At 65.1% G+C, this 21,591-nt stretch carries 24 protein-coding genes, 1 pseudogene and 1 riboswitch; of the genes and pseudogenes, 14 read left to right on the top strand and 11 right to left on the bottom strand.

The window, feature by feature from the left end; genetic code table 11:
- Window positions 1-578: 578 nt before the first annotated feature.
- From ACPJW8_RS07845 to ACPJW8_RS07885, 9 genes are all read left to right on the top strand, one after another.
- A complete protein-coding gene (locus ACPJW8_RS07845; RefSeq protein WP_330194311.1) occupies window positions 579-941 on the top strand; it encodes a hypothetical protein in 363 nt (120 codons plus the stop codon).
- Window positions 942-1,236: 295 nt separating this feature from the next.
- A complete protein-coding gene (locus ACPJW8_RS07850; protein WP_330189283.1) occupies window positions 1,237-1,380 on the top strand; it encodes a hypothetical protein in 144 nt (47 codons plus the stop codon).
- Between the two features lie 50 nt (window positions 1,381-1,430).
- Window positions 1,431-1,757 (top strand): ArsR/SmtB family transcription factor, encoded by a 327-nt coding sequence (locus ACPJW8_RS07855; protein ID WP_306971034.1) that lies wholly within the window; start codon window positions 1,431-1,433, stop codon window positions 1,755-1,757.
- The gene (locus tag ACPJW8_RS07860; RefSeq protein WP_306971035.1) at window positions 1,754-2,584 is read left to right on the top strand and encodes a cation diffusion facilitator family transporter; all 831 of its coding nucleotides are present in this window, start codon (window positions 1,754-1,756) and stop codon (window positions 2,582-2,584) included. Before ACPJW8_RS07855 ends, ACPJW8_RS07860 begins: the two co-directional genes overlap by 4 nt.
- Before the next feature lie 28 nt (window positions 2,585-2,612).
- A complete protein-coding gene (locus ACPJW8_RS07865) occupies window positions 2,613-3,533 on the top strand; it encodes a cation diffusion facilitator family transporter (RefSeq protein ID WP_306971036.1) in 921 nt (306 codons plus the stop codon).
- Entirely contained in the window at window positions 3,534-4,226 is a 693-nt protein-coding gene (locus tag ACPJW8_RS07870) for a DsbA family protein (protein WP_306971037.1), read from the top strand.
- 33 nt (window positions 4,227-4,259) lie between these two features.
- Window positions 4,260-4,919, top strand: coding sequence for a copper resistance CopC family protein (locus ACPJW8_RS07875; RefSeq protein WP_330189284.1), 660 nt, complete (start codon window positions 4,260-4,262; stop codon window positions 4,917-4,919).
- Window positions 4,920-5,090: 171 nt separating this feature from the next.
- Window positions 5,091-5,735: a DUF3105 domain-containing protein gene (locus tag ACPJW8_RS07880; protein WP_306971039.1), complete on the top strand. Its 645-nt coding sequence runs from the start codon at window positions 5,091-5,093 to the stop codon at window positions 5,733-5,735.
- Window positions 5,735-6,367 carry a DUF305 domain-containing protein gene (locus tag ACPJW8_RS07885; protein ID WP_306971040.1) on the top strand — a complete coding sequence of 211 codons (633 nt, stop codon included), beginning with the start codon at window positions 5,735-5,737 and terminating at the stop codon, window positions 6,365-6,367. The genes ACPJW8_RS07880 and ACPJW8_RS07885 overlap by 1 nt, the downstream gene beginning before the upstream one ends.
- A 53-nt stretch (window positions 6,368-6,420) precedes the next feature.
- On the opposite strand, the pseudogene ACPJW8_RS07890 reads toward ACPJW8_RS07885, so the two are convergent.
- Both ACPJW8_RS07890 and ACPJW8_RS07895 read right to left on the bottom strand, forming a co-directional pair.
- Window positions 6,421-8,673, bottom strand: a pseudogene (locus tag ACPJW8_RS07890) (Tn3 family transposase).
- Window positions 8,674-8,751: 78 nt separating this feature from the next.
- A complete protein-coding gene (locus ACPJW8_RS07895) occupies window positions 8,752-9,324 on the bottom strand; it encodes a recombinase family protein (RefSeq protein ID WP_306971041.1) in 573 nt (190 codons plus the stop codon).
- A gap of 402 nt (window positions 9,325-9,726) precedes the next feature.
- Between ACPJW8_RS07895 and ACPJW8_RS07900 the strand changes: the two genes are divergently transcribed.
- Window positions 9,727-10,437 carry a VIT1/CCC1 transporter family protein gene (locus tag ACPJW8_RS07900; RefSeq protein ID WP_306971042.1) on the top strand — a complete coding sequence of 237 codons (711 nt, stop codon included), beginning with the start codon at window positions 9,727-9,729 and terminating at the stop codon, window positions 10,435-10,437.
- Window positions 10,438-10,583: 146 nt separating this feature from the next.
- On the opposite strand, the gene ACPJW8_RS07905 is transcribed toward ACPJW8_RS07900, so the two are convergent.
- The 4 genes from ACPJW8_RS07905 to ACPJW8_RS07920 form a co-directional block, all read right to left on the bottom strand.
- A complete protein-coding gene (locus ACPJW8_RS07905; protein ID WP_306971043.1) occupies window positions 10,584-11,258 on the bottom strand; it encodes a DUF1345 domain-containing protein in 675 nt (224 codons plus the stop codon).
- Window positions 11,259-11,375: 117 nt separating this feature from the next.
- A complete protein-coding gene (locus ACPJW8_RS07910; RefSeq protein ID WP_306971044.1) occupies window positions 11,376-12,983 on the bottom strand; it encodes a multicopper oxidase family protein in 1,608 nt (535 codons plus the stop codon).
- A gap of 356 nt (window positions 12,984-13,339) precedes the next feature.
- On the bottom strand, window positions 13,340-13,531 hold the full coding sequence (locus ACPJW8_RS07915) for a hypothetical protein (protein ID WP_425256438.1): 192 nt from the start codon (window positions 13,529-13,531) through the stop codon (window positions 13,340-13,342).
- A 364-nt stretch (window positions 13,532-13,895) separates the two neighbouring features.
- Window positions 13,896-14,096, bottom strand: a complete 201-nt coding sequence (locus ACPJW8_RS07920; RefSeq protein ID WP_306971046.1) for a hypothetical protein — start codon at window positions 14,094-14,096, stop codon at window positions 13,896-13,898.
- 776 nt (window positions 14,097-14,872) lie between these two features.
- Here ACPJW8_RS07920 and ACPJW8_RS07925 point away from each other — a divergent pair.
- On the top strand, window positions 14,873-15,499 hold the full coding sequence (locus ACPJW8_RS07925; protein ID WP_330189285.1) for a DedA family protein: 627 nt from the start codon (window positions 14,873-14,875) through the stop codon (window positions 15,497-15,499).
- A gap of 78 nt (window positions 15,500-15,577) precedes the next feature.
- Here ACPJW8_RS07925 and ACPJW8_RS07930 read toward each other — a convergent pair whose 3' ends face one another.
- From ACPJW8_RS07930 to ACPJW8_RS07950, 5 genes are read right to left on the bottom strand one after another with little or no spacing between them, the layout of a single operon-like run.
- Window positions 15,578-15,811 carry a ferredoxin gene (locus ACPJW8_RS07930; protein ID WP_306971048.1) on the bottom strand — a complete coding sequence of 78 codons (234 nt, stop codon included), beginning with the start codon at window positions 15,809-15,811 and terminating at the stop codon, window positions 15,578-15,580.
- On the bottom strand, window positions 15,808-16,899 hold the full coding sequence (locus ACPJW8_RS07935; RefSeq protein WP_306971049.1) for an NADH-ubiquinone oxidoreductase-F iron-sulfur binding region domain-containing protein: 1,092 nt from the start codon (window positions 16,897-16,899) through the stop codon (window positions 15,808-15,810). The genes ACPJW8_RS07930 and ACPJW8_RS07935 overlap by 4 nt, the downstream gene beginning before the upstream one ends.
- Window positions 16,890-17,465, bottom strand: coding sequence for a ferric reductase-like transmembrane domain-containing protein (locus ACPJW8_RS07940; protein ID WP_306971050.1), 576 nt, complete (start codon window positions 17,463-17,465; stop codon window positions 16,890-16,892). The genes ACPJW8_RS07935 and ACPJW8_RS07940 overlap by 10 nt, the downstream gene beginning before the upstream one ends.
- Window positions 17,462-18,400, bottom strand: a complete 939-nt coding sequence (locus ACPJW8_RS07945; protein ID WP_306971051.1) for an FAD:protein FMN transferase — start codon at window positions 18,398-18,400, stop codon at window positions 17,462-17,464. Before ACPJW8_RS07945 ends, ACPJW8_RS07940 begins: the two co-directional genes overlap by 4 nt.
- 2 nt (window positions 18,401-18,402) lie before the next feature.
- A complete protein-coding gene (locus ACPJW8_RS07950) occupies window positions 18,403-18,666 on the bottom strand; it encodes a hypothetical protein (RefSeq protein WP_306971052.1) in 264 nt (87 codons plus the stop codon).
- Between the two features lie 495 nt (window positions 18,667-19,161).
- Between ACPJW8_RS07950 and ACPJW8_RS07955 the strand changes: the two genes are divergently transcribed.
- The 3 genes from ACPJW8_RS07955 (at window position 19,162) to ACPJW8_RS07965 (ending at window position 21,335) form a co-directional block, all read left to right on the top strand.
- Window positions 19,162-19,500, top strand: a complete 339-nt coding sequence (locus tag ACPJW8_RS07955; RefSeq protein WP_330189286.1) for a hypothetical protein — start codon at window positions 19,162-19,164, stop codon at window positions 19,498-19,500.
- A gap of 79 nt (window positions 19,501-19,579) precedes the next feature.
- The gene (locus tag ACPJW8_RS07960; protein ID WP_306971054.1) at window positions 19,580-19,777 is read left to right on the top strand and encodes a hypothetical protein; all 198 of its coding nucleotides are present in this window, start codon (window positions 19,580-19,582) and stop codon (window positions 19,775-19,777) included.
- Between the two features lie 577 nt (window positions 19,778-20,354).
- A riboswitch (cyclic di-AMP (ydaO/yuaA leader) is annotated at window positions 20,355-20,541 on the top strand.
- Window positions 20,542-20,546: 5 nt separating this feature from the next.
- On the top strand, window positions 20,547-21,335 hold the full coding sequence (locus ACPJW8_RS07965) for a M23 family metallopeptidase (RefSeq protein ID WP_306971055.1): 789 nt from the start codon (window positions 20,547-20,549) through the stop codon (window positions 21,333-21,335).
- Window positions 21,336-21,591 lie beyond the last annotated feature (256 nt).

The following is a 21,591-nucleotide window of genomic DNA, read 5'->3' on the forward strand; positions in this document are numbered from 1 at the left end:
ACCCGCCGACACAAGCTCAGCAAACAGGGACGGCAGTCAGATTTGAATCTAAGACTCTTCACTGGGCATGTGCAGAAATGGCTTTCGCACCCTATTCTGACGGTCTTTCAGCGTTTCCTGACGTCAGTTTGGGGTGTGCGCTAACCGGACGGCACTCTCTGGCGGTGTGCACGGCCGTCCACCCGCTGTCCTGGATGACCTGGATGACCTCAAAAGGTTCAGTCACGTTCGTGCGCGCAGACAAATAGACCACCGTCGAAGGCCGGTGATTCAATGCCTTGGGGGCAGCTAATCACCAGCCTTTGCCGTGTCCCGCGACTGTTGATGCCTATCAGTCAGCACGACTGCTGGACGATACGCCGCAGAGTGAATTCAGGAAGTCCTGTAACGTCGGAAGCCGCGGAGTGCCAGCTGCACCCGCACCGGCCATTGCCGATGCCTTGACCAAGTCCGGCAGGGCAGCTTTCTCAAAGGGATAAATGAACACCAGCACGCCAGCCCAGAACCCTGCGGTCGCCCCTGAGCCGGGCAGTGACCCTGGTCCTCCTCCCGGGATGCCCCTCGGAGCACGCCGACTCGTGCTCATAGGAGGGCTGGCTATCGCAGTCGGGCTTGTCGCCGGGCCATTCCTGTTCGGTCTCCAGCTCATCGCCGTCGCCGGGATGGTGGCGGTGAGCGTCGCCTTGTCCCACGGGACCGGCACGTCATGGTTCACGCGGTGGCCACGTATGACAACGGCGGCTGGCGGGGCCTGGATCGCGGCCACGGTTAGTTACTGGTTGACCATCAAGGCCGCTGCCGACGCCGCAGCCCCTGTCTCGGAAGCGTCCTCAGTGCTTTTCTACATCGGAGTTGCCGCCTTCGTGGTCATGGCCATCGCTGTCCTGGCGGGCACCGTAGCGCGGTTCAGATCGCGCAAACTTCAGGCCGCAAAAGCCTAAGAACCCAAACAGCCCCATACCCGCCTCCTGCGCGCGAACGACGCGCCAGCACCGGCTTTTCGCGGGTCGCAAAAAGCCCGCACAACCGGCCTCGGCGAGGCCACTTCCTGCCGGACCGCAAACGACACAACCTGTAATCAAAAGAGGATGAATGAACCTGCCACTTGCTGCTTGGGCCGCCGAAGGATACGTCTCGCTGACCAGAGCAACGCCGCCAACTCCAGGACCGGGCGTGGACGGACTCAGGCCAGGTCTGAGCGCAGACATGGTCACCCCAGGATTATTGGGGTTCGTCATGACGGCATTCATGGTCATCGCCGTCGTGACCCTCATGGTCTCCATGACGCGCCGGATCCGCCGCCTCCGCTACAGGGAGCAGCTCCGGGAAGACACCGCTACGCAGCCCGGTCAGGGGACACACCCGGCGACGAACCGCTGACCCCAGAGTACAAGTTTGTCTGAATACAGCGCAAGCTGTACTTTGGAGTCATGCAAACGCTCACGCAGGCGCCCGTGCTGGCCCGTTTTGGTTACGCGGTCTCAGACCCGACCCGCGCCAGGATTCTCCTGACCCTCTCCGAGGCCCCGGCCTACCCCTCAGGTCTTGCGGACGCCCTGGGCGTGACCCGGCAGAGCATGTCCAACCACCTGACGTGCCTGCGCGGCTGTGGCCTGGTCGTAGCCGTCCCGGACGGACGCCGGTCCCGGTACGAACTCGCCGATGCCCGGCTTGGGCACGCGATTAAGGACCTGCTCGGCGTTGTCCTGGCTGTCGATCCGTCCTGCTGCGCCCCGGACGGGGAGTGCTTCGCGTGACGGCGGTACTGCAGATTCCGAACCAGCAGCGGCGGGCTGTCCTGTCGCGGCGGATTCGGCTGTTCGCGGCAGCGACCATCATGTACAACGTCATCGAGGCGGTGGTGGCGCTCTGGGCCGGCAATGTGGCCGATTCCTCGGCGCTGATCGGGTTTGGGTTGGATTCGGTGATCGAGGTGACGTCCGCGTTGGCGCTGTCGTGGCAGTTCTCCGCCAAGGACCCCGAACGGCGTGAGCACCTGACCTTGCGGATCATCGCCATCTCCTTCTTCGCCCTCGCCGCGTTCGTGGCCGTGGACGCAGTCCGGTCCCTGACCGGTGGGGGTGAGGCCCAGCATTCGACTCCCGGCATCATCATCGCGGCCTTGAGCCTTGCGATCATGCCTGTCCTGTCCTGGGCGCAGCGCCGCGCGGGCCGGGAACTCGGGTCCCGCACCGCCGTCGCCGATTCGAAGCAGACACTGCTGTGCACCTACCTTTCAGCGGTTCTGCTGGTGGGCCTGGTCCTGAACAGCACCCTGGGCTGGTGGTGGGCCGACGCCGGAGCAGCCCTAGTCATCGCCGGCATCGCCGTCCGTGAAGGTATCAACGCCTGGCGCGGCGAAGCCTGCTGCGCCGTCCCCACTCACGGAGCCGGCCACGCTGAAGACGATGATGACTGCTGCGGGTCTGCTGCACCGGACGCGACCGACGAAGCGGACGCACAGCAGGGACTCCCGACCGCTGCCAAAATGGACGAGGCCGGGGCGTGCTGCGCGGGCTGCGGTTCGGACACCAAGCCCGCGCCCGTCACGATCACGCTCGGACCGGGACCAGCTAAGCGATGAACAGAATCCTTTGCTGGGGAGGGCGAGGATGAGCGGGCACGACCACGCCCACAGCGCCGCTGACGGGAGCAGCCAACGCGGAAAACTGATCATCGTCTTCGCCATCACCTTCGCCGTGATGATCGCCGAGATTATCGGCTCCCTCCTGACCGGAAGCCTTGCCCTGCTGGCCGACGCCGGCCACATGTTCACAGACTCTGCCGGCCTGCTGATCGCCCTGATCGCCGCGTCGCTGGCGCTCAAACCCGCCACCATGAAGCGCACCTGGGGTTACAAGCGGGCAGAAATCGTCGCCGCCGCCGGGCAGGCCGCCCTGCTCCTGGGCGTGGGCGGCTTCGTCATCATCGAAGGAATCCGCCGGCTCTTCGAACCCCCGGACGTCGGCGGGTCCACGATGCTCTGGTTCGGTATCATCGGCCTGGCCGGCAACGCCATCGGCCTGATCGTGCTCGCCTCGGGCCGGAAGCACAACTTCAACATGCGGGCAGCGTTCCTCGAAGTCCTCAACGACGCCCTCGGATCCGTAGCCGTCATCGTTGCCGCGGTCATCATCGCCCTCACCGGCTGGGTGCAGGCCGACGCCGTCGTGTCCTTGCTGATTGGGGCGCTGATCATTCCCCGGACCCTGAAGCTCCTCAGCGAAACTCTGAACGTGCTGATGGAGAACGCCCCGGCGGGCCTGGACCTGGCGGAGGTCCGTAAGCACATCCTGGCCCTGCCGCACGTCATCGACGTCCATGACCTGCACGCCTCCCTCGTCGCCTCCGGCACACCGGTCCTCTCCGCGCACGTCACGGTTGAAGATCCCTGCATGCGCGACGGCCACGCCGCAACGATCCTGGCCGACCTCCAGCGCTGCGTTGCAGAACATTTCGAAGTCAGCGTCGAACACTCAACTTTTCAGATAGAACCCGCCGCCCACCGCGACCAGGAAAGCATTCCCCACTAAATGACACCCGCAACAAAAGCCCCCGCTAAGCCCACTGATCCGGCACGGAAGGTCCGGATCGTCCTCTGGATCCTGCTCGCGGCAATCGTCGGCGCCGGTTTGATCTGGTACGCGGTGTTCACCGCCACCAAGCCCGAACCGGCCGCCGTGCAGCCGGTCGCAGAAGCCCAGATCGTCAGGGAAGACAGCCACCGCCTCACCACCCCCGCCACGGAGAAGGCCCAGCTCGTGGAGTTCCTGGACTTCGAGTGTGAGTCCTGCCGCGCCGCCGAGCCCCTGGTGCAGGAGCTGAAGAAGGAATACGGGGACCGGATTACCTTTGTTCACCGATACTTCCCCCTGCCCTCGCACAAGAACTCCGGCCAGGCTGCCCTGGCCGTGGAGGCCGCAGCCCAGCAGGGCAAGTACGAACAGATGGCCGCGAAGATGTTCGAAACCCAGCCGCAGTGGGGCGAGAAGCAGGACTTCGAGAACGCCCTGTTCCGTTCTTTCGCCGAAGAACTTGGACTGGACATGGAAAAGTACGACACGGCCATGGCCGCCGAAGAAACCAAGGAACGGATCCGCAAAGACATCGCCGACGGACAAGCCCTCGGCGTCACCGGCACCCCCACGTTCTTCCTCAACGGGCAAAAACTGACCATCAACAGCGAAGAACAGTTCCGCCAGCTGCTCGACGACGCCGTGAAGTAACCACCCCTTTTCGAACAGCAGGAGCAAAAAAATATGAGCAAACCCGCCCAGCATCCCGGAAAACTCCGACGGATCCGTCTCGTCCTCGCCCTCACGGCAGCAGCGATGACCCCCGCCCTGGCCGCCGCGCCGGCCCAGGCGCACGATGCACTTCAATCAACAACACCAGCCAGGGACAGCACCGTTACGACGGCGCCAGACGCCGTGTCCCTGACCCTCTCGGAAACTCCCACCGGCGGCGGGGAGATGAACTTCAGCGTCATCACCGTCACCGACAGCACGGGCACGACCCTCAGCGACGGCAAGGTCACCGTTACCGGGGCGGTCCTTTCGACCGCCGTGGCGAAGGGAAGCAATGGACCCTACAAGGTGCTGTGGCGCACGGTCTCCTCCGACGGGCACCCCATCGAAGGCAGCTACACCTTCACAGTCCAGGCCCCCGCCCAGGAGACAGCAGCCGCAATGCCTTCAACCGCTACGGCCGCGTCTTCTGCGCCAACTTCCGCCATTACCTCTGCTGCGGCCGCTCCGGCTCAGGCCGTTGACCCCGCCCCGCTGCCTGATAACAGCAACGGCCCGATCGTCCTGGTGATAGCGGCCGCGGTGCTGGTCATCGTCGGAGCAATTTTCGCTCTCTCCGAACGGGCCAGGCGACGCAATTCCGGCCGATTAGGACCAGAGAACAAGAAATGAGAACGTGCAGAACTAACGGGCAGTCCGTGTCGTTGATTTGGCTAGTACCGCCCGAGCGAAGCCGTGCATCAACCGCCAGACCAAGCTAGAGAGATCACAGGTCCTGGGCCTAAGCAAAATGGAGACAGATTACATGCGGCACCACCATTGCACCTTTCCAGGAGGTTTTTCGTGACGAGCGACAAGTCAGCGAAACAAGCACGGCAAGACGGCGCTGCCAAACTGGCATTGGTGAAGGCACAGCAGGCGCGGCAGGCCACGAGACGCAGGATCGCCGCCTTGATCGGTGCGCTCACGGCGGTCGGAGTCGTGGTTGGCCTGGTCCTGCTGGCACTGGCGAACGATCCGCCGCCGAAGGCCCGGGGGGATATTGAAGTTGCCGGCCTGCAGACCTTCAGCGGCCTCAGCGCGAACCATGTCAAGGACCCGGTCAGCTACCAGCAGGCTCCGCCGATTGGAGGGGACCATTCGCCGGTCTGGCTCAATTGCGGCGTCTACGGCCAACCGGTACCGAGCGAAAATGCTGTCCACGCACTGGAACACGGGGCCATCTGGGCAACGTACGACCCTGCCAAAATCACCGCTGCGCAGGCCGAAGCACTCCAGGGAGCGCTTCCTGACACCTATACCGTGCTCTCGCCTCTGGAAGGAACCCCCTCGCCCGTCATGCTCACAGCCTGGGGAGCGCAGGTCGGCGTTGACTCGCCAGAGGACGAGCGGATCGAACTTTTTGTCTCCAAATACTGGCAGTCACCGGATGCACCCGAGCCTGGAGCTGCTTGCACAGGGGGAATCGACGCCCCTGGGCGCAAGTGATGACGGCAAAACCTATCTTCTGGCGCACTACCGCCGCTGGTGCCGCGCTGGTGATGGCCTTGCTTGCCGGGTGGGCGGTTGGGCGCCTGTCCGCCCGGCCCGGCGTCCCAGGTGAAGGCAGCCCGGAGGCTGGGTTCGCCCGCGACATGCAGGTGCACCATCTTCAGGCTGTGGACATGAGCATGACCGTCCGGGACCGCACCGAGGACCCCGAGATAGGTCAGCTGGCGTACGATGTAGCCCGTTCCCAGCAGCAGCAGTCTGGACAGATGTATGGCTGGCTCTCGGTTTGGGGCCTGCCCCAGGCCGGATCCGAGCCGCCGATGGCGTGGGCCGGCAGCAGCCATGGCACTCACGGCGGAACGGGAACGAACGGGACCTCCGGCGTCACGCCGATGCCGGGAATGGCCACGCCCCAGGACCTGGCCAGACTCCGTCAGGCTGAGGGCACAGAAGCGGAAAGGCTCTATCTTGAGCTGATGATCGAGCACCACGATGCAGGCGTCGACATGGCAGAAGCAATCCTTGCACGCACCGATGATCAAGCGGTGACCTCCCTGGCCCGCTCCATTGCCACCGCCCAGCAGTCCGAGATCAAGTACATGGCAGAACTACTGGCAGTCCGCCGATAGGTCAGCGGATGGCTTTATGTGGGGAGGCTTGTGAAAAAGTGAAATATCCGACGCTAAGGTTTCGCCGGGCGTCGTAGGGGCCTGTATTTGCCTGGTTTGATGTGGTTGGCGCGTGGCCAGGTGTAGTCGCCGGTGAGGTTGATGTGTTCCCAGCCCAGGGGCGAGAGGAAACGTAGGAGGTTCGGGTCGATGTCACGGCCGTCGCTGCTCAGGGTGGTGATGGTGCGCTCGAGGTAGACGGTGTTCCAGATCACGATGGCGGCGGTGAGAAGGTTTAGTCCGCTGGCGCGGTAGCGTTGCTGTTCGAAGGAGCGGTCGCAAATCTCACCGAGCCGGTTGAAGAACACGGCGCGAGCGAGGGTGTTCCGGGCTTCGCCTTTGTTCAGGCCGGCGGTGACTTTGCGGCCCAGTCCGGGGTCCTGGAGCCAGTCCAGCAGGAAGAGGGTCCGTTCCGTTCTGCCCAGTTCCCGCAGGGCGAGGGCGAGCCCGTTCTGGCGGGGGTAGGCGCCGAGTTTGCGCATCATCAGGGACGCTGTCACGGTGCCGGTTTTGATGGACGTGGTAAGGCGAAGGATCTCGTCCCAATGCTGAGCGATCGTTGTGGTGTTGATGGTGCCGCCGATCAGCGGTGCCAGAGCTGTGAGTCCTGGGTCGTTGGTCGGGTGTAGAGGCGGGTGTCGCCGATATTGCGGATCCGTGGTGCGAACCTGTAGCCGAGAGGTGCATGAGGGCGAAGAGATGGTCGGTGAATCCGGCCGTGTCGGTGTAGTGCTCCTGGATTGCCAGGTCGGACTCATGATAGAGCAGCCCGTCCAGAACGTAGGTCGCGTCGCGGTCACCGACGTTGACGAGTTTGCTGTGGAAGGGCGAGTACTGGTCCGAAACGTGCGTGTAGATCAGCCGGCCGGGCTCGGTACCGTACTTCGGGTTCACATGCCCGGTGGATTCGGCTTTGCTGCCGGCACGGAAGCGCTGGCCATCGGAGGAAGAGGTGGTCCCGTCGCCCCATTGTGCGGCAAGGGGGTGGCCGTGTTGGGTGTTGACCAGTTCCGCCAGTGCGGCACTGTAGGTTTCGTCCCGGATGTACGAGGCCTGGTGGCGTCCAGCTGGGCGTAGGTGACGCCGGTGCAGGATTCGGCCATCTTGGTCAGTCCCAGATTGATCCCGTCGGCCAGGATCGCGGTGAGAAGCAGCTGTCTGTCCTTGGCTTGGGCGATGCTTTCGGCAAGGGATTCCCAGCCGATGGCTGTTTCGATCACGGCGAAGGGGTCTTCGCCGTTTTCCTTGGCCGCGAAGAGCGCGTCACCGAGCCTGGAGTGAAGGCGCATCATGGCTGTGACGGTGGAGCGGGAGGCCAGGGTGGCCTGGTTTTGTTTGTTCTGTGCTGTCCGGATGAGGCGTCCGATGATCCGGTCGTGCAGCTCGATGATTTCGTCGGTGACGGTTGCCATGCTTTCCACTACCATAGCGAAGAGGGTCGCGTACCGGCGTGTGGGTTCGAACCTGGCCAGATCCGCCGCGGTCATGGATGCACCCTCGCGGGCAAGCTTCAGCAGCCTGTTCCGGTGCACCCGCCGGCCCGCTGCCCAGGGGAGATCAAGGGCGCGCCAGGTGGTGAGTCGGTCGATGTGCTCGTTCATCGCCCGTGCGTTGGCGCGCAGGGGTGCCTGCCGCAGCCAGCCGATTTCAGTCGATGAACTTTCAGGGCGGGGGAGAAGCAACCCGTCCAGGCGTTTCCGGTGCTCGAGGGAGAGGTGACCGCCCAGGGTGGCGTAAATGTTTCGGTTGGCCCTGGTCAGGGCCTGGGCGCTGGCCCGTTCAATGACGCTGAGGCCAGGCATAGCGACCTTTTTTGCCTGTAGGAAGTCCCTCGCGGCCTCGACCAGGAGCAGGCCTTTGTCTGTTTGCGCGGCCACGCCGACCACATGCTCGACGAGCTGGCGGAAGTCTGCTATTCCGAACGCTGACATGCCCAGATACGCGCGGATCTCTCTTCCGTGCTCCTGCCGCGTTTCCTCGCGGGTTCCATACTCGTCCCAGGCCGCGGAGGAAACGGCCAGATGGGAAGCAAGCCAGGAAATAACCTCGACGGGCACGTGGGTGTCTTCGGCCAGAGCGATTCCCGGGTGGCGCAGCAGACACAGCTGGACTGCAAAGCCCAGCCGGTTCGCGTCTCCGCGCCGCTGGCGGATCAGTGACAGATCCTCTTCCCTGAGTGCGTAATGGGATGCGATGTCCTCAGCTTCCGTGGGCACTGCAAGGATCTGGCTGCGCTCGGCAGCTGTGAGCAAAGAACGCAGCGCCACGTCAGAAGCCCTTATCTGCCATGCCGGCATTCCCGCGGGACATGCTGCCGTTCTGTTGTGACATGGAATGCGCGTTGTTCATGGTTTCGTGAGGTGGCGGTAGATTGTGGGTCGGGTGACTCCGAACTCCTCGGCGATGTGCTGGACGGTGTGGGCCCGCTTCCCGTCGGCGTCTTTCTCCTCATACATTTCGCGGGCCAGCTTGACTTGGCGAGGTCCGAGTTTTGGTTTCTGCCCGCCGGTCCGGCCCCGCGCACGGGCGGCGGCGAGGCCATCGCGGGTACGTTCGGACATCAGGGCGTGTTCGAACTCGGCGATCGAGCCGAGGATCTGGAAAAACATCCGCCCGATGGCGGTGGACGTGTCGATGCCTTGGTCCAGGACGACCAGGTCAACACCACGCACCTGCAGCGTGTTGGATAAATCGATGAGGTTTTCCAACGATCGCCCGAGCCGGTCAAGTTTGGTGACGACGACCTGATCACCTGCCCGGTTGGCCGAGAGTAACGCTTTGTCGAGTTCGGGTCTGCGGGCAAGTTTTCCGGAGGCTGTGTCAATGAAGATCTGCTCACAGCCGGCCGCTGTCAGGGCGTCGTGCTGGGCCTCGGGGTGTTGGTCATGGGTTGAAACCCGTCCGTATCCGATTCGCATTCCCAAAACGTATCAGTAACCCTGCTGGACGTTACATAGAAGAGTACACGTGAACCTTTACGGATGAGGCCCCGTTCTGGCGCACTTCCTGGACCGAGACTCGTAGTGTCTTGCGAACGAGCGTTTCCAATACTCATGAAGCACGACTTCCTCCCGGCGCGCAGCCGGGCTTGCTCTTTCCGGCGGTTGCCTGTCCGGCCGTTGGGGTTTCCCCTGGCCCAGACGGTCCCGGAGGAATAGGAGGTTTTTGGGTGCAGGAACCCGGGCGAACACATGCGGCGGCTGCTAATGTGACGTCCGGGCACCGACTGTCCGCCCGGGTTGGCCGTTGGAATGTCGGAGGCGTCGTCCTGCAGGTGCCCGGTGACCCTCATTGGAACAACGTAGAAAGCGAGAAGCCCCATGCCTGTTCACAGCTTTCCGGAACCGCATGCCTCGGGGATGTCCGGGCGCCTGAACGCGCTGCGGGCTGCCGTGCTGGGCGCTAATGATGGGATCTTGTCGATGGCCGGCCTGGTGATCGGGGTCGCTGGTGCGACGACGCTCGTGCAGCCGGTATTCATCGCGGGAGTGGCGGGTTTGACCGCGGGTGCCGTTTCCATGGCTCTGGGTGAGTATGTGTCGGTGAGTAGCCAGCGGGACAGCGAACGGGACCTTATCGTTAAAGAGCGGCGCGAACTGGCAGATGACCCCGAAGGGGAACTGCAGGAACTGGCCGGGCTCTATGAAAAACAGGGCCTCAGCAGCGCCACCGCCGCCGCCGTCGCCCGGGAACTGACGGCTGCGGATCCCCTGAAAGCGCACCTGCGGTTGGAGCTTGGGATTGACGAGGAAGAGCTGACCAATCCCTGGCATGCGGCGGGTTCGTCAGCGGCGGCGTTTCTTCTGGGAGGTGCGTTGCCGGTCCTCGCGATCTTGCTCTCGCCCGTTTCGGTGCGGGTTTGGATCACGTACGTGATCGTGCTCGCTGCACTGGCACTCACCGGGGCCCTGGGGGCCAGAATTGGCGGAGGTTCCATCCGGCGGGCCGCAGCGCGGGTGCTGCTCGGGGGAGCCGTGGGTCTGATGATCACGTACGGCATCGGGCTGCTTTTTGGTGCGACCGTGCTTTAGTCAGTGGTCTTCCGTAGCTCCCATCCCGGCGGGGCATCTCCGGAACGGAGCAGCTTCTGCGGGTTCCGGGGCCCTGCCGCGGCTATGGCCGTGTTTCGACTGCGGCCGGGGGAATGGCCCGGTCCCTGCCCGGTGATTGATCTGGTTTAGTGGACGAGTCCGGATACGAGGTTGATGGTGGTGGCCAGGACGATGGCGCCGAGGAGGTAGGACAGCAGGGCCTGGCGCAGGACGGTGGAGCGGATCGCGTCGGTGTTCAGGTTGGTGTCGGAGACCTGAAAGGTCATTCCTACGGTGAACGCAAGGTATGCGAAGTCCCGGTAGTGCGGTGCGCTGTCTTCGTTAAAGTCGATCCCGTTCCTGTCCCGGTAGTAGATGGCGGCGTAGCGCAGCGTGAAGAGGGTCTGGACCAGGAACCAGGACAGGGCAACACTTCCGAGCGCCAGGGCGATCACGGCGGCTTTGCTGCCGCCCTGCAGGGTGGAGGCATCGAGCAGGATCAGTACGACTCCGGTGAAGCTGCCCATGGTCGCGGCCAGGACCAGAACGTCGGAGATCCCCCGTCCGGGGTCTTCACGCTGGGCGTGAGCGGCGGTTGCCGCCGGGTCCCTGCGCCCGATGATCGCCCACACCCATAGCAGGTACGTGGCGGACGCGGCAGCCCAGCCGGCCGCGGGCGCGTAGTCTGGCGGGCCGCTGAGAGCGGCGAGGAGTGCTGCCACGGCCCCGGCGACCGTCATGGCCGTGACCCGGAGCCACGATCGGTGGAGGACAGATCCAAACCCCTCACGGGCCTCGACAGCGTTACCGGCAGTGTTCATAGGACCATGGTCGCAGGCCGGCAACCGCCCGGGCCGGTGGATGCGCCGTTTTCCCGCGGTGCCGGGTTCCGCGTACCCCGCCGTCCGAAGACACGGGGTACGCGGCCAAGCGGTCGTCTATTTGATGTAGGAGAAGACCCCCATCATGCCGCGTTCGGCGTGGTAGGCGTTATGGCAGTGGGTGAGCCATTGACCGGGGTTGTCGGCGTCGAATTCGACGCTCACTGTTTGTTTTGGACGGACGATGACGGTGTCTTTGCGCGCGCCGCCGCCGGCGAGCTGGAACGTGTGGCCGTGCAGGTGCATGGGGTGCCACATGGTGGTGTCGTTGATGAAGTCCACCCGGACCCGTTCATTGACCTTGAGATCGAACGCACCGTCGTAAGGGTTGTTCATGTCGAACCGGCGGTTGTTGATACCCCAGTCATACTTCGCCATGCTGCCGGTCAGATGGACTTGATGGAACCGGTCAACCGCTTTCGGCGCCAGAATGACGGAAGGGTCTGCTTTGAGCATGCCGCCGTCAACGACGGTGCCGCCCAGGGTTGAGGGGAGGGCGGTTGCCGGCGGCGGTGTACCCGTGCCGGTGCTGATCAGGCCGTAGGTCATCCCGGGTTTGCCTTCGGGCAGGGCCAGGACAGGGGTGAAGCCCTCCTTCACGTTCAGGATCGCGTCGATCCGTTCCCCCATGCCCAGGACGACGGCGTCCACGTCCTGGTGTACAACCGGGAACCCGTCCGTGTGGGTGAGGGTGATTTTCTGCCCGGGCACGCCTACACGGTAGGCGGTATCAGCGGCTGCGTTGATGATCCGCAACCGGATCCGGCTGCCCGGTTTGCTGGGAAACATTTCCGGCCCGGCCGCGGCCTTGCCGTTGAACAGGTGGTACGGGTAGGAGACGTCGCCCGCGTCACCGCCCAGGAAGTCACTGCGCGCCCCCATCAACATGTATTTCATGCCCGGCATCGAGGACCCTGACCCGCCCATGTCCATGCCCGGCATCGAGGACCCGGATCCGGCGCCCATATCCATCCCGGGCATCGAATGGGCCGGTGCTGGTGTGCTCATGGACCCCATGCCCATGGAAAGTTCCTTCAGGACATCGTCGGGGGTGCCCGTGACCCCGTCCATCCAGTCATCGAGGATGATCACCCATTCCTGGTCATAGGAGAGTGTTTCTTTGGGGTCGGCGATGATGAGGGCCCCATAAAGTCCGCGTTCGCGCTGCATTTCCACGTGCGAGTGGTACCAGTACGTTCCCGGGTGCGGAAGAACGAAACTGTGCTCCGATCCGGAACCGGGCGCGAGGGCGTGCTGGGTGAGGCCCGGGACCCCGTCCTGGTCATTGCGCAGCGCCAGGCCGTGCCAGTGCACGGAGGTCCCCTGGCTGAGTTTGTTCGTCAGCGGCACCGTGAGCTTGTCTCCGGCGGTTGCCCTGATAACCGGCCCGTTCAGGGCATTGTCATACCCCCAGGTCCGGACAGGCTGGCCGGCGATCACGACGTCGGCTTCGGCCGCGGTGAGCTTTGTGGTGACGGTCTTGCCCGTGACGGCGCGGCGTGCTTCGAAGTCCGCGATCATCGGGTCACCGGGCATGATCCGGGCCACCGCGGAAGGCCCTGCGGCCGGGTTGGACGTGCAGGCCGCGAGGGCCGCCATCGCGGCGGCTGCGATCCCGGTGCCGAGCACGGTACGGCGGGAAGGAAGGGAATATGCGTTTTTCATTCTTTGGTGTCCTTGATCGGTATCCGCACAAAGCGGAAAGTCTCAAATAGTCGAAAAGTCTCAAAAGCTGGGGTGACAGTAAACGCTGCAGCGGGCGGGAGAGAGGGACCCTGCAGCCGGGCCGTCGACGGGCATTGCGGCGCAGCCTGCCCGGGACACGGGACAAGAACATCCGGTGGCGACGGTTCTGCGCCACGTTTCCGGCAGGTGCGCCGGGTTTACTCCAGGCCCCGGCCCTCCGAGGATGGGGAGGAAACCGGCACGTTACCGGCCCGAGGCCGTCCCGGTGGAGGCGGCATGTCGGGGCCCTGCGGAACCTCCCTGCGGGCATCCGTGGGGCCGTGCCCGGGCCGGGTTTACGTGCGGCTGATGGACAGTTCCGTCAGGGACGGTGCAGCCCGCCGGTGGCCTTCCGGGGCCAGACACTGAACCACTGAAGCGCTCATGATGGCCGCACCGTTGGCGGCAAGTTTCATGGCAGGGAGGACTGGTTGAGGGGCTGCAGCACCGGACTGCGGGGTGCACGCCCGGTGCTGGGCGGTCATCATGCACTGCGCCTGGCAACCCTGCGATTGATTGCCGGCCGGAAGCGAGATCTCCTTGATGGGCGCCCCGGCGGGGGTAACCCACCCGCCCGAGGCCACCCCGGCGGCAGCGGAAAGGCCGACCGGGGAGTGTGACGCGGTGTGGTGCGGAGCTAAGGCGATGTGGCCTGCCGTCGGGGCATGCATACCCAAAACCCCGAGTACCAGACCAGCGAGTACCAGGAAAGCCAGAATGAGGGCACGCGCGGCACTATCGGCCGGGAGAAGTGAGGGGTGCTTGACCGCTGTCCTCACGTCTCTCCTCTCACCGCATCGCCCTGCTCAGGGTCGTTTCCTGCACAGTATTCTAACCAACGTCCGGGCCGGGTCAGTCGCCGCTGGTTTCCCCGGCGTCGCGCTGCGGGCTGTCGGCGCCGACCGGGGCGGGTGCGGACACGGTCGAAGATACCGGCGCCGGTGCCGGGGCTGCGGTTGCGGGTCCACTCCCTGCGACGGCGGTCCCGGCAACCAATGCGATTCCGGCCAGGGTGCTGAACAGGACAGCTGTGCGGGTTCGGGTTGCAGACATTGCCGGTATCCGTCCTACTAAGTCGGTGCCCCGTCCGGGTGGGGGGCCCGGACGGGGCGGGCGCTTCAACGACGCCTGCCACCAATTATCCGGACCTCCGCTAAGTGGTTGCTGAGAGTCCGCAGTGCACCGGCAGGGAACCTGCAGACGGCAGCACCGGGCCCGGGAGACGGTCCAGCGGCCTTCGGGGCTGCCTGTGCGGGATCCTGCGGAGGGCGGCCAGCCGGCCCGCCGGTGGCGGCGGACGTACCGGTCAAGGGCGCGTGGGGCTTTTCCGGCCCCGGGGCGTTGGCCGCGCCGTTGCCTTCCCGTTCAAGGTGGGAGGGCGGGGCGCGTGAATGGGGCGGTGCGCGGAGCCCTGCAGGGGGTTGCCGTTAGGGCGTAGGTGTCGGGGAAGGAGCCGGCTTTGTGGTGTCGGGGGTTTGGGCCGGGTCCGGCCGGATCGGGAAATAGGGTGCGTATTCGGTGAAGGTCGGGTTCAGGACGGGGCCCGGGATGGTTTTGTGTGGTCGTGGCTGCGTTGATTTTGACCTGGACCGTCGCGCCGGGTCAGCGCCGGTCCGGGCAAATGTGACCGGGGCCGTCTCGAGTGTCAGTTGCGCGCGGCCTTGGGCCTGTACCGGGATGGTTACCGTCTCCCCCGATGCCAGGCCCAGGTGCGTATGTCGCCGCAGAGCCTGCCGCCTTTCCCTGGGGATGCTTCCGGGTCGGCGCGGTAAGATCACCGGAACCGCAGGTGCGTGGGGGGTGGGCGCCGGGAGGAAAGGCTGTGTGTTGTGGGTCAGATTGTGGACAGTATCCTGAACATCAGCCCGCTGCTGGCGGCGCTGCTGGTTTTCGTCCTGGTTTTCGCTGAAGACGCTTTCTTCCTTGGATTTGTGATCCCGGGTGAGACGGCGGCCATTCTGGGCGGGGTTCTGGCCAGCCACGGACGGCTTCCTCTGTGGCTGGTGATCGTTCTGGTCGTGACGGCGGCGATCACCGGCGACACGGTGGGGTATGAGGTAGGGCGGTTCTTCGGACCCCGCATCATGGGCCTTCGCCTTGTCGCCAAGAAAGGACAGCAGGTGGCCAAGGCCCAGGATTTGTTGCGCCGCCGGGGCGGCGCGGCAGTCTTCGTAGGGCGTTTCACAGCATTTTTCCGTGCTGTCATGCCTGCCTTGGCCGGCATGGCGCGCATGCCTTACCTGCGGTTTGTGGCATTTAACGCCGCGGGCGGGCTGGTGTGGGGTACCGGTTGTGTTCTGCTGGGGTTCCTGGCAGGGAACTCGTATCAGAGCATTGCCCGGACAGCCGGGCAGGGAGCGGCCGTCCTCACCGTCGCGGTTGTCCTTGCCGGGCTGCTGCTCTGGCACCTGGGCAGGCGCCGCAGCGCCAAAGCGGACCCGGACGCGGGCAACTGAGACCCGCCTTGCCACCGCCTTCGGCCAGGGCACCGTGGAGCGGCGCCCGGGCCTCCGGGCGGAGTGGCGGGTTCTGCGTCAGGCGTTCCGGTTCCGCCAGTACAGTGCCCTGGCAGGGCAGTACCGGACGGCCAGCTCCGCGTCGGCGGTTTTGGGAATGGGACCGTCGAGGATGGGGTAGCCCCATTCGTCGAGGGTGATGTGTTCGGGCAGCAAGGTGGCGCAGACCCCGTGCCCGGTACAGGCAATCCGGTCTACGGCCAGGACCGGGAGTGCCGAACCGGGCCGGGGGGTGCGGGGAGAAAAGCTCATGACTGACCGCTTTCTTCCTGGCCCGGGCAGGATCCTGCGGCGTGCGCTTGGAGGTGGGCGCTGAAGACCTCCAGCGCGGAGGCGGTGAACGCTGCGACCCCATCGGGGAAATGGCAGGCCCCGCGGCCGGCAAGCAGCCCCAGGCGCTCCTGCAGCGCGGCGCGCGCTGCAGGGCCTGCGGTGCCTGCGGCGAGGTCAGCGAACCCGGCAGCTGCTGCGGGGAGCCCGAACATGCAGGGCCCGCATTGGCCGGCTGATTCCCCGGCAGCGTAGGTGAGCATGCCCGCGACCGTAGCGGCCGGGCAATGTGAGGGACCCAGCAGGTGCATGACCCCCGGGCCCGGGGCCGCGCCCACGGCGGCCAGTGAGTCGGCGGTGTAGTGCAGGGAGGGTATCCGGGATGCTGCAATCCAGGTGCCGCCGAGTCCGCCGATGTTCAGCGCCGGGGCACCGGGGAGCGGGCCCCCGGCCAGGGAGAGTATTTGGCTCAGGGATGGTCCGGTTTCGGTTTCGTAGACACCCGGTGCCCGGACCGCGCCGTTGAGCGCGACCAGCCGCGGGCCCGGGTCCTCCGGGGTGCCGAAGGACCGGAACCAGGCCGGCCCGAATGCCTCGATCTGGGCGATCCGCAGGAGTGTTTCGGCGTTCAGGACCAGGACCGGGCGGGTTTTTTTCCCCTCCGGGGTGCGGCCCCCCTGGACCAGGCGGGCGCGTTTGGTCATCGGTCGGGCCAGGCCGCCGTGGAGCAGGGAAACCAGGGCACTGGCCTCGGAAGCGACATACCGGGCAGGTACCGGCAGCACCGGAACACCGGCCGCCCGCAGGTGTCCTTCGGTCTCCGACCCGGCATGGGCCGCATACGTTACCGGCTTCAGGCCCGTCAGTGCGGCCCCGTCCAGGACCTCGGCGAGGTAGTGCCGGATGACATAGGCGTCTTTAGCGGCACCGATTTCCCCGTCGCAGGCATTCACGACCAGCTCCGTCCGGTTTTCCAGCGCTGCGGTGAGTTTCACCGCAGTGCTGAACGCCGAACCGCTCCGGCCGGTCAGGCCGGCCTCATGCAGCGCCGGCAGCAGGTTCAGCGCCATGGCTGTTGTCCAATCTCATCACGGCGGGTCTCATCGGGTTGCCGGCCGGTCAGCCGGTACACCATCGCGGCAGCACCTGCGGCCAGGCACGCCACGCCCACCGCCCGGAGGATCCAGGCGCTCCCGGTGCCCATGGTGATGCCGTGGACTATTGCCGCCGGCCACAGCACGTAGCTCAGCGCATGGACCCGCGCCCACCAACGCTCAGGGATGCGGTGGCGCAGCACCGAGGTTACGGTCACCGCGAGCAGCAGGTCGAAAGCGACCGTGCCCAGCCCGATCCAGGCCCGTTCGTAGCCGGAGGTGAACGGCGCCACGACCGATACCCAGCCAATGTCGACGTAACCTTCCAAGACGGCAGTGACGATATGGACCAGCACAAAAAGCATCATTCCCAGTGCCAGGTTCCGGTGGAGTCCGGTCACGACCGTGGTGCCGATCCCTGCCGGCCGGCGACGCCCGGAAGTCACAACACCGAGAATGAACGTCACGGTCAGCAGCACCGAGGCCGTGACACCGCTCGCCCGGGAAACGAACCAGAAAACCTCGCTGACCGCCGGGCTCACAGGGCCCGGGCCGGGTCGTGCGAGGCAGGCCAGTTCCCGGTCCTCACGGTCGAACCGTCCATGGCGTGCAGGCTGGCATCGATGCCGTGGGCCCGCAGCCAGGAAGGCGCCTGAGCGCCCAGGACAATGGCGGCGGTCGAGGCGGCGTTGGCTTCCAGGGCGGTCGCGCCCAGGCAGGTCACTTCGGCCCAGACCCGCTCCGCCGGAGCGCCGGTGCGCGGGTCGATGATGTGATGGGCGGTCCCGGAACCGCTGGCCCACGCCCGGTCCCTGGTTGAGGACGTCGCCACAGCCTGGTCCGTGATCGTGATGACCTGATCGGTGCGGCCGCCGCCGTGCCCGACACGTACCAGCCAGCCGGCCTCCGGCGGTGGGCCTGCTACGGCAATGTCCCCGCCAAGGTCCACCAGGAAACCGCCCGGCAGGGTCTCACCCAGCAGAGCCGCGATCCGGTCAGCGGCGTAGGCTTTGGCGCTGGAGCCAAAGTCCAGCACCGTGCCGGCCGGCATCACCAACAACCGCACATCGGGCGTGTAGTTGATCTGCCGCCAGCCCGGCGCCGGTGCCGGATCACCGGGCACCGTCCAGGCGGCCCTGTCTTTGACCACTGCCATATCGTCATCGTAACCGGCTCTGAGCAGGGCCGCTCCGACTGTCGGGTCGACCAGACCGCCGGTGAGGGCCGCGGCGTCCAGGGAGGCTTGAAGCACCTCACCGAGCAGGGGGCTAAGAACCAAAGCCACCGGGGCCCGGGACGAACGTGCAGTGATCGCCGCCACTTCCGAATCGGCCCGGAACCGCGAGGCGACGGCATCCAGGCGCTCAAGCCAGTCCCGGGCCGTGCGCACAGCATCGTCCAGGGCGGATGGGTCTGTCGCGTGCACGCCGACGGTGGTGCCGATCGCATCAAACCCGGCGGCCGGGAATGCTGCCACGCTCAGGAGGCTCTGGTCGCTGTTTGCGGTACGGCGCCGGCCGGGGCGTTCTGCGCGGCCTGGACTTTCCCGAACGTCCCTGCCGCGGCGGGCGCCGGTGCCTGCTGCACCGCCGCCGCCACCTGACCGGTGGTGGACTGGTGCTGCACCGTCGCCAGGCCTGCACCGACACCAGCAGTCGCAAGCCCCGCGAGCACCATCCCTGTCACCGTCCAGCGCCGTACCGCGCCCAACGCCCGAACCCGTGAATTCACTACCGCCGTCATCGCATCTCCTTCCGATACCATCAAGGCTCCCACATGCCCAATAAGAGATACCTGAGATAAACCTGTGTACCGTCTGTGAGGGATTCCGGCCCGCCCGAAGTTTTCGGGGAAGCGATTGGCTATTCCAGCACCCCACCACGCACAAACCGACCGACGCTAACGGCACTAACCGGCGCTACACCATCATCAATGCCGCGACCGTCCGATTCCAACGGGCGGGGGCATTAACCCGCGGCAAATCCGCGCCCCAGCCAGTTGCAGTTCCTTAGCGTCGGATATTCGACGAATTCACAAGTCACCCCTATGTGTGCGTCATGGCGCACGTGGGCCTGGCGTCACGGATTGGATTGCGGAAATGCCCATCACCAGCAATGTAGCTTGGGACGAACAACTCCGGGCTTCAAGGGCAGGGACACAGCCCAATACATCGAGACGGTCAAGGCCACAGCCAGCCGTTGCGCTGTCTGCCGGCGATCTCTTGGCTTCGGAGCGGCCTTGTCCCTGATGGTATTCATCACCGAAGGCTGTGATTTGGAGGGCATATCGTCCCTGACCTTCGATCCTGCCGTCTGTCATCTGCAGTGTCAGGCACCCGGGCTGAGTGCGCGCGAGGCGGTGGAGGTGGTGGAAGACGTCACCTCCGTTGGTGCGCGAATGGTTCTGAGCGGGGGCGGGTTGGGAAAGACCGACATAGCCGTGCTGGCCTACACCCTGATGCCGAATGTTGTTGTTGGCGAACCGCGTGGGGAGATGACGTCGGCGCTGGTCTCGGTCCTGCTCAAACACGGATTCGAGATGTCTTTCAGCGCCAGCTATAGCGAAATCCTGCAGTAGGCTGTCCCCTGCCCGGAACACCTGCACCTGCATCGTGGCCGATGGTGAAGTGGTTTAACTCCATGTTGATGGACTCCTGATGTGTTCCCAGCAACTGAACAGAAGGAACCGCAATGACGCCGCCTGGCTGGAAGCTGCCTGCGCCGGGCGCGTCCTGGTCATCAGCGGCGACAACCTGACCGATACTGGCCTGGAGCTGACAGCAGCAGCCCGCCTCGGCACACTGGTCACCGGAATCGTCCCGGCGTTCTGGAAGCCAGCGGTGACCATGACATGACTAAGCCCACGGAACATGAACAAGCAGGAAACAGGCCTGTTGGGTTGGATGTTGCCGCCCCGGGAAGGGGACGCAAGTACTTCGCTGCAGCGCCGGAAAATGGGTAAGCACGTGGCCCGGCCACAATACCTGTTGGCGGAACCGCCATGGGAGGTGCCTGAGGACAAGCCCTGCCGTTGTTAGGGCCCGGTGATCTGCCTAATTAGGCGGCCAGAGATCCGCCGTTGACTGCCCTGAGGATTTAGACGGGCAACCGGAATAATTTTGCAGCCGCGAAGCCTTGGAAGCGGCTGGCACTTTGATGTCCAGTCTGGGGATGTACCTTTCCCGCGCAGCGCTGGCTGTGCTGATAGGGATGGCGTTCGTGTTTCTTAGGATAGGAGGCCCGCTCGAATGGCTTGGCCGCGCGGCCAACAAGTAGGACGAGGAGAGCCGGACCTGTCCACCAAAAAAGAATCCGTGGCACCATTTTCTCTCCCGCCGCTGCCGCCATCGGTCTGGGATAACGAATTTGTAACTTATGCGAACCGTCGTTAGTCTTGGTATGCATACCCCTACCGGTATGCATGGGCCGCTACGCCAAACCCCGCCGGCGGCCGATGACCATGACCTTCTCAAGGCGGGCGCGGAGGATCCACTTACGGCGCGCGAGAGCGCACCTTGGGGTGAAGCTACTTGGCGGCTGCGTTAGCGCGCGTCCCCAGCAGCCGGACAGTCCACTCGTCCGAATCCGACAGCTAACTTCGCCGGCGCCGAGAGGACCACTATCTTGTCTGCCCAGCCCAGACACGGCCGTCGCCGTGCCCTTCCTGCTCCCGGGCCGCGCCGCCGACTCCGTCTCCATGACGCTGCCGTTCTGCTCCGCAGCCAAAAGTGGGGTGTTTCAGCCGCCGTCACGGGAATGATTGCCCTGACTGCCCTTTCGGCCGCGCAGGCCGACTCGGGTGCTCGCGCCGAGGTTCCGGGCCAGATCACCACATCCGCGATTCCTGACTTTGAGGCTGCAGTATCTGCAGCGCCGAGCGCGGTCTTGACCTTTGACCGCCCGGCAGTTACGTCCCAGCCCGCCCCAACTCCTGCACCGGCAGCACCGGTGGAGGCCGCCGGAACGGTTGCGGCACCGGCCCCTGTGGCACCGGCGGCTAAGGCCGCCCCGAGCGCGCAGTCCAAGGGCCTGAGAGCCCCACTGGCCGCCATGAACGTGAGCTCGCCTTTCGGATTTCGTGTCAGCCCCATTACGGGAGCTGCAGGGGAACTGCATACCGGCATCGACCTGACAGGAGCATGCTCGACGGCGGTGTCCGCTGCCGGTGGAGGGAAAGTCGTGGAGGCAGGCTGGAGCCCGTATGGCGGCGGCAACCGGATCGTTGTGGACCACGGCAACGGGTTGAAGACCACCTATAACCACCTGGCCAGCATTGGTGTTTCTGTTGGGCAAACAGTCGCGCAGGGCCAACAGATTGCGGGCGTTGGTACGACCGGGGCGTCAACTGGCTGCCATCTTCATTTCGAGGTCATGGTGAACGGAACGACCGTCAATCCCTCCGCCTACATCTGATAGCGGACCGGACTTCCTGCTTCGAATCCGTCGGATCGCAGTTGTTTTGATGAAAAGCAGACCCGCACTGTCAGCAACCTTCCGAACACCGGACCCTGTTGTGTAGGGTCAGGGCGCTCCCTGGCTTCCTCGGAGGTGGGGACTGTCTTTCGCGCGCTTCGTACAGGTTCTGGGACCAGTCAAATTCGGCGGCCGCGTCCTGCTGCAGTCCCTCGTCAAAGAGTCTTCGGCCGCGGACCGAGGGCCCGCTTACAAG

Source organism: Pseudarthrobacter sp. J47 (assembly GCF_049810315.1).
Classification (GTDB): Bacteria; Actinomycetota; Actinomycetes; order Actinomycetales; family Micrococcaceae; genus Arthrobacter.

Excerpts from the sequence above, each read along its gene's own strand:
- ACPJW8_RS07885 (WP_306971040.1), top strand. The coding sequence starts at position 5,735 with ATGACGGCAAAACCTATCTTCTGGCGCACTACCGCCGCTGGTGCCGCG.
- ACPJW8_RS07950 (WP_306971052.1), bottom strand. The coding sequence starts at position 18,666 with ATGACGGCGGTAGTGAATTCACGGGTTCGGGCGTTGGGCGCGGTACGG.
- ACPJW8_RS07850 (WP_330189283.1), top strand. The coding sequence starts at position 1,237 with ATGACGGCATTCATGGTCATCGCCGTCGTGACCCTCATGGTCTCCATG.
- ACPJW8_RS07935 (WP_306971049.1), bottom strand. The coding sequence starts at position 16,899 with ATGGCGCTGAACCTGCTGCCGGCGCTGCATGAGGCCGGCCTGACCGGC.
- ACPJW8_RS07910 (WP_306971044.1), bottom strand. The coding sequence starts at position 12,983 with ATGAAAAACGCATATTCCCTTCCTTCCCGCCGTACCGTGCTCGGCACC.
- ACPJW8_RS07930 (WP_306971048.1), bottom strand. The coding sequence starts at position 15,811 with ATGAGCTTTTCTCCCCGCACCCCCCGGCCCGGTTCGGCACTCCCGGTC.
- ACPJW8_RS07915 (WP_425256438.1), bottom strand. The coding sequence starts at position 13,531 with ATGATGACCGCCCAGCACCGGGCGTGCACCCCGCAGTCCGGTGCTGCA.
- ACPJW8_RS07865 (WP_306971036.1), top strand. The coding sequence starts at position 2,613 with ATGAGCGGGCACGACCACGCCCACAGCGCCGCTGACGGGAGCAGCCAA.
- ACPJW8_RS07900 (WP_306971042.1), top strand. The coding sequence starts at position 9,727 with ATGCCTGTTCACAGCTTTCCGGAACCGCATGCCTCGGGGATGTCCGGG.
- ACPJW8_RS07905 (WP_306971043.1), bottom strand. The coding sequence starts at position 11,258 with ATGAACACTGCCGGTAACGCTGTCGAGGCCCGTGAGGGGTTTGGATCT.
- ACPJW8_RS07920 (WP_306971046.1), bottom strand. The coding sequence starts at position 14,096 with ATGTCTGCAACCCGAACCCGCACAGCTGTCCTGTTCAGCACCCTGGCC.
- ACPJW8_RS07875 (WP_330189284.1), top strand. The coding sequence starts at position 4,260 with ATGAGCAAACCCGCCCAGCATCCCGGAAAACTCCGACGGATCCGTCTC.
- ACPJW8_RS07855 (WP_306971034.1), top strand. The coding sequence starts at position 1,431 with ATGCAAACGCTCACGCAGGCGCCCGTGCTGGCCCGTTTTGGTTACGCG.
- ACPJW8_RS07870 (WP_306971037.1), top strand. The coding sequence starts at position 3,534 with ATGACACCCGCAACAAAAGCCCCCGCTAAGCCCACTGATCCGGCACGG.
- ACPJW8_RS07960 (WP_306971054.1), top strand. The coding sequence starts at position 19,580 with ATGTGTTCCCAGCAACTGAACAGAAGGAACCGCAATGACGCCGCCTGG.
- ACPJW8_RS07895 (WP_306971041.1), bottom strand. The coding sequence starts at position 9,324 with ATGCGAATCGGATACGGACGGGTTTCAACCCATGACCAACACCCCGAG.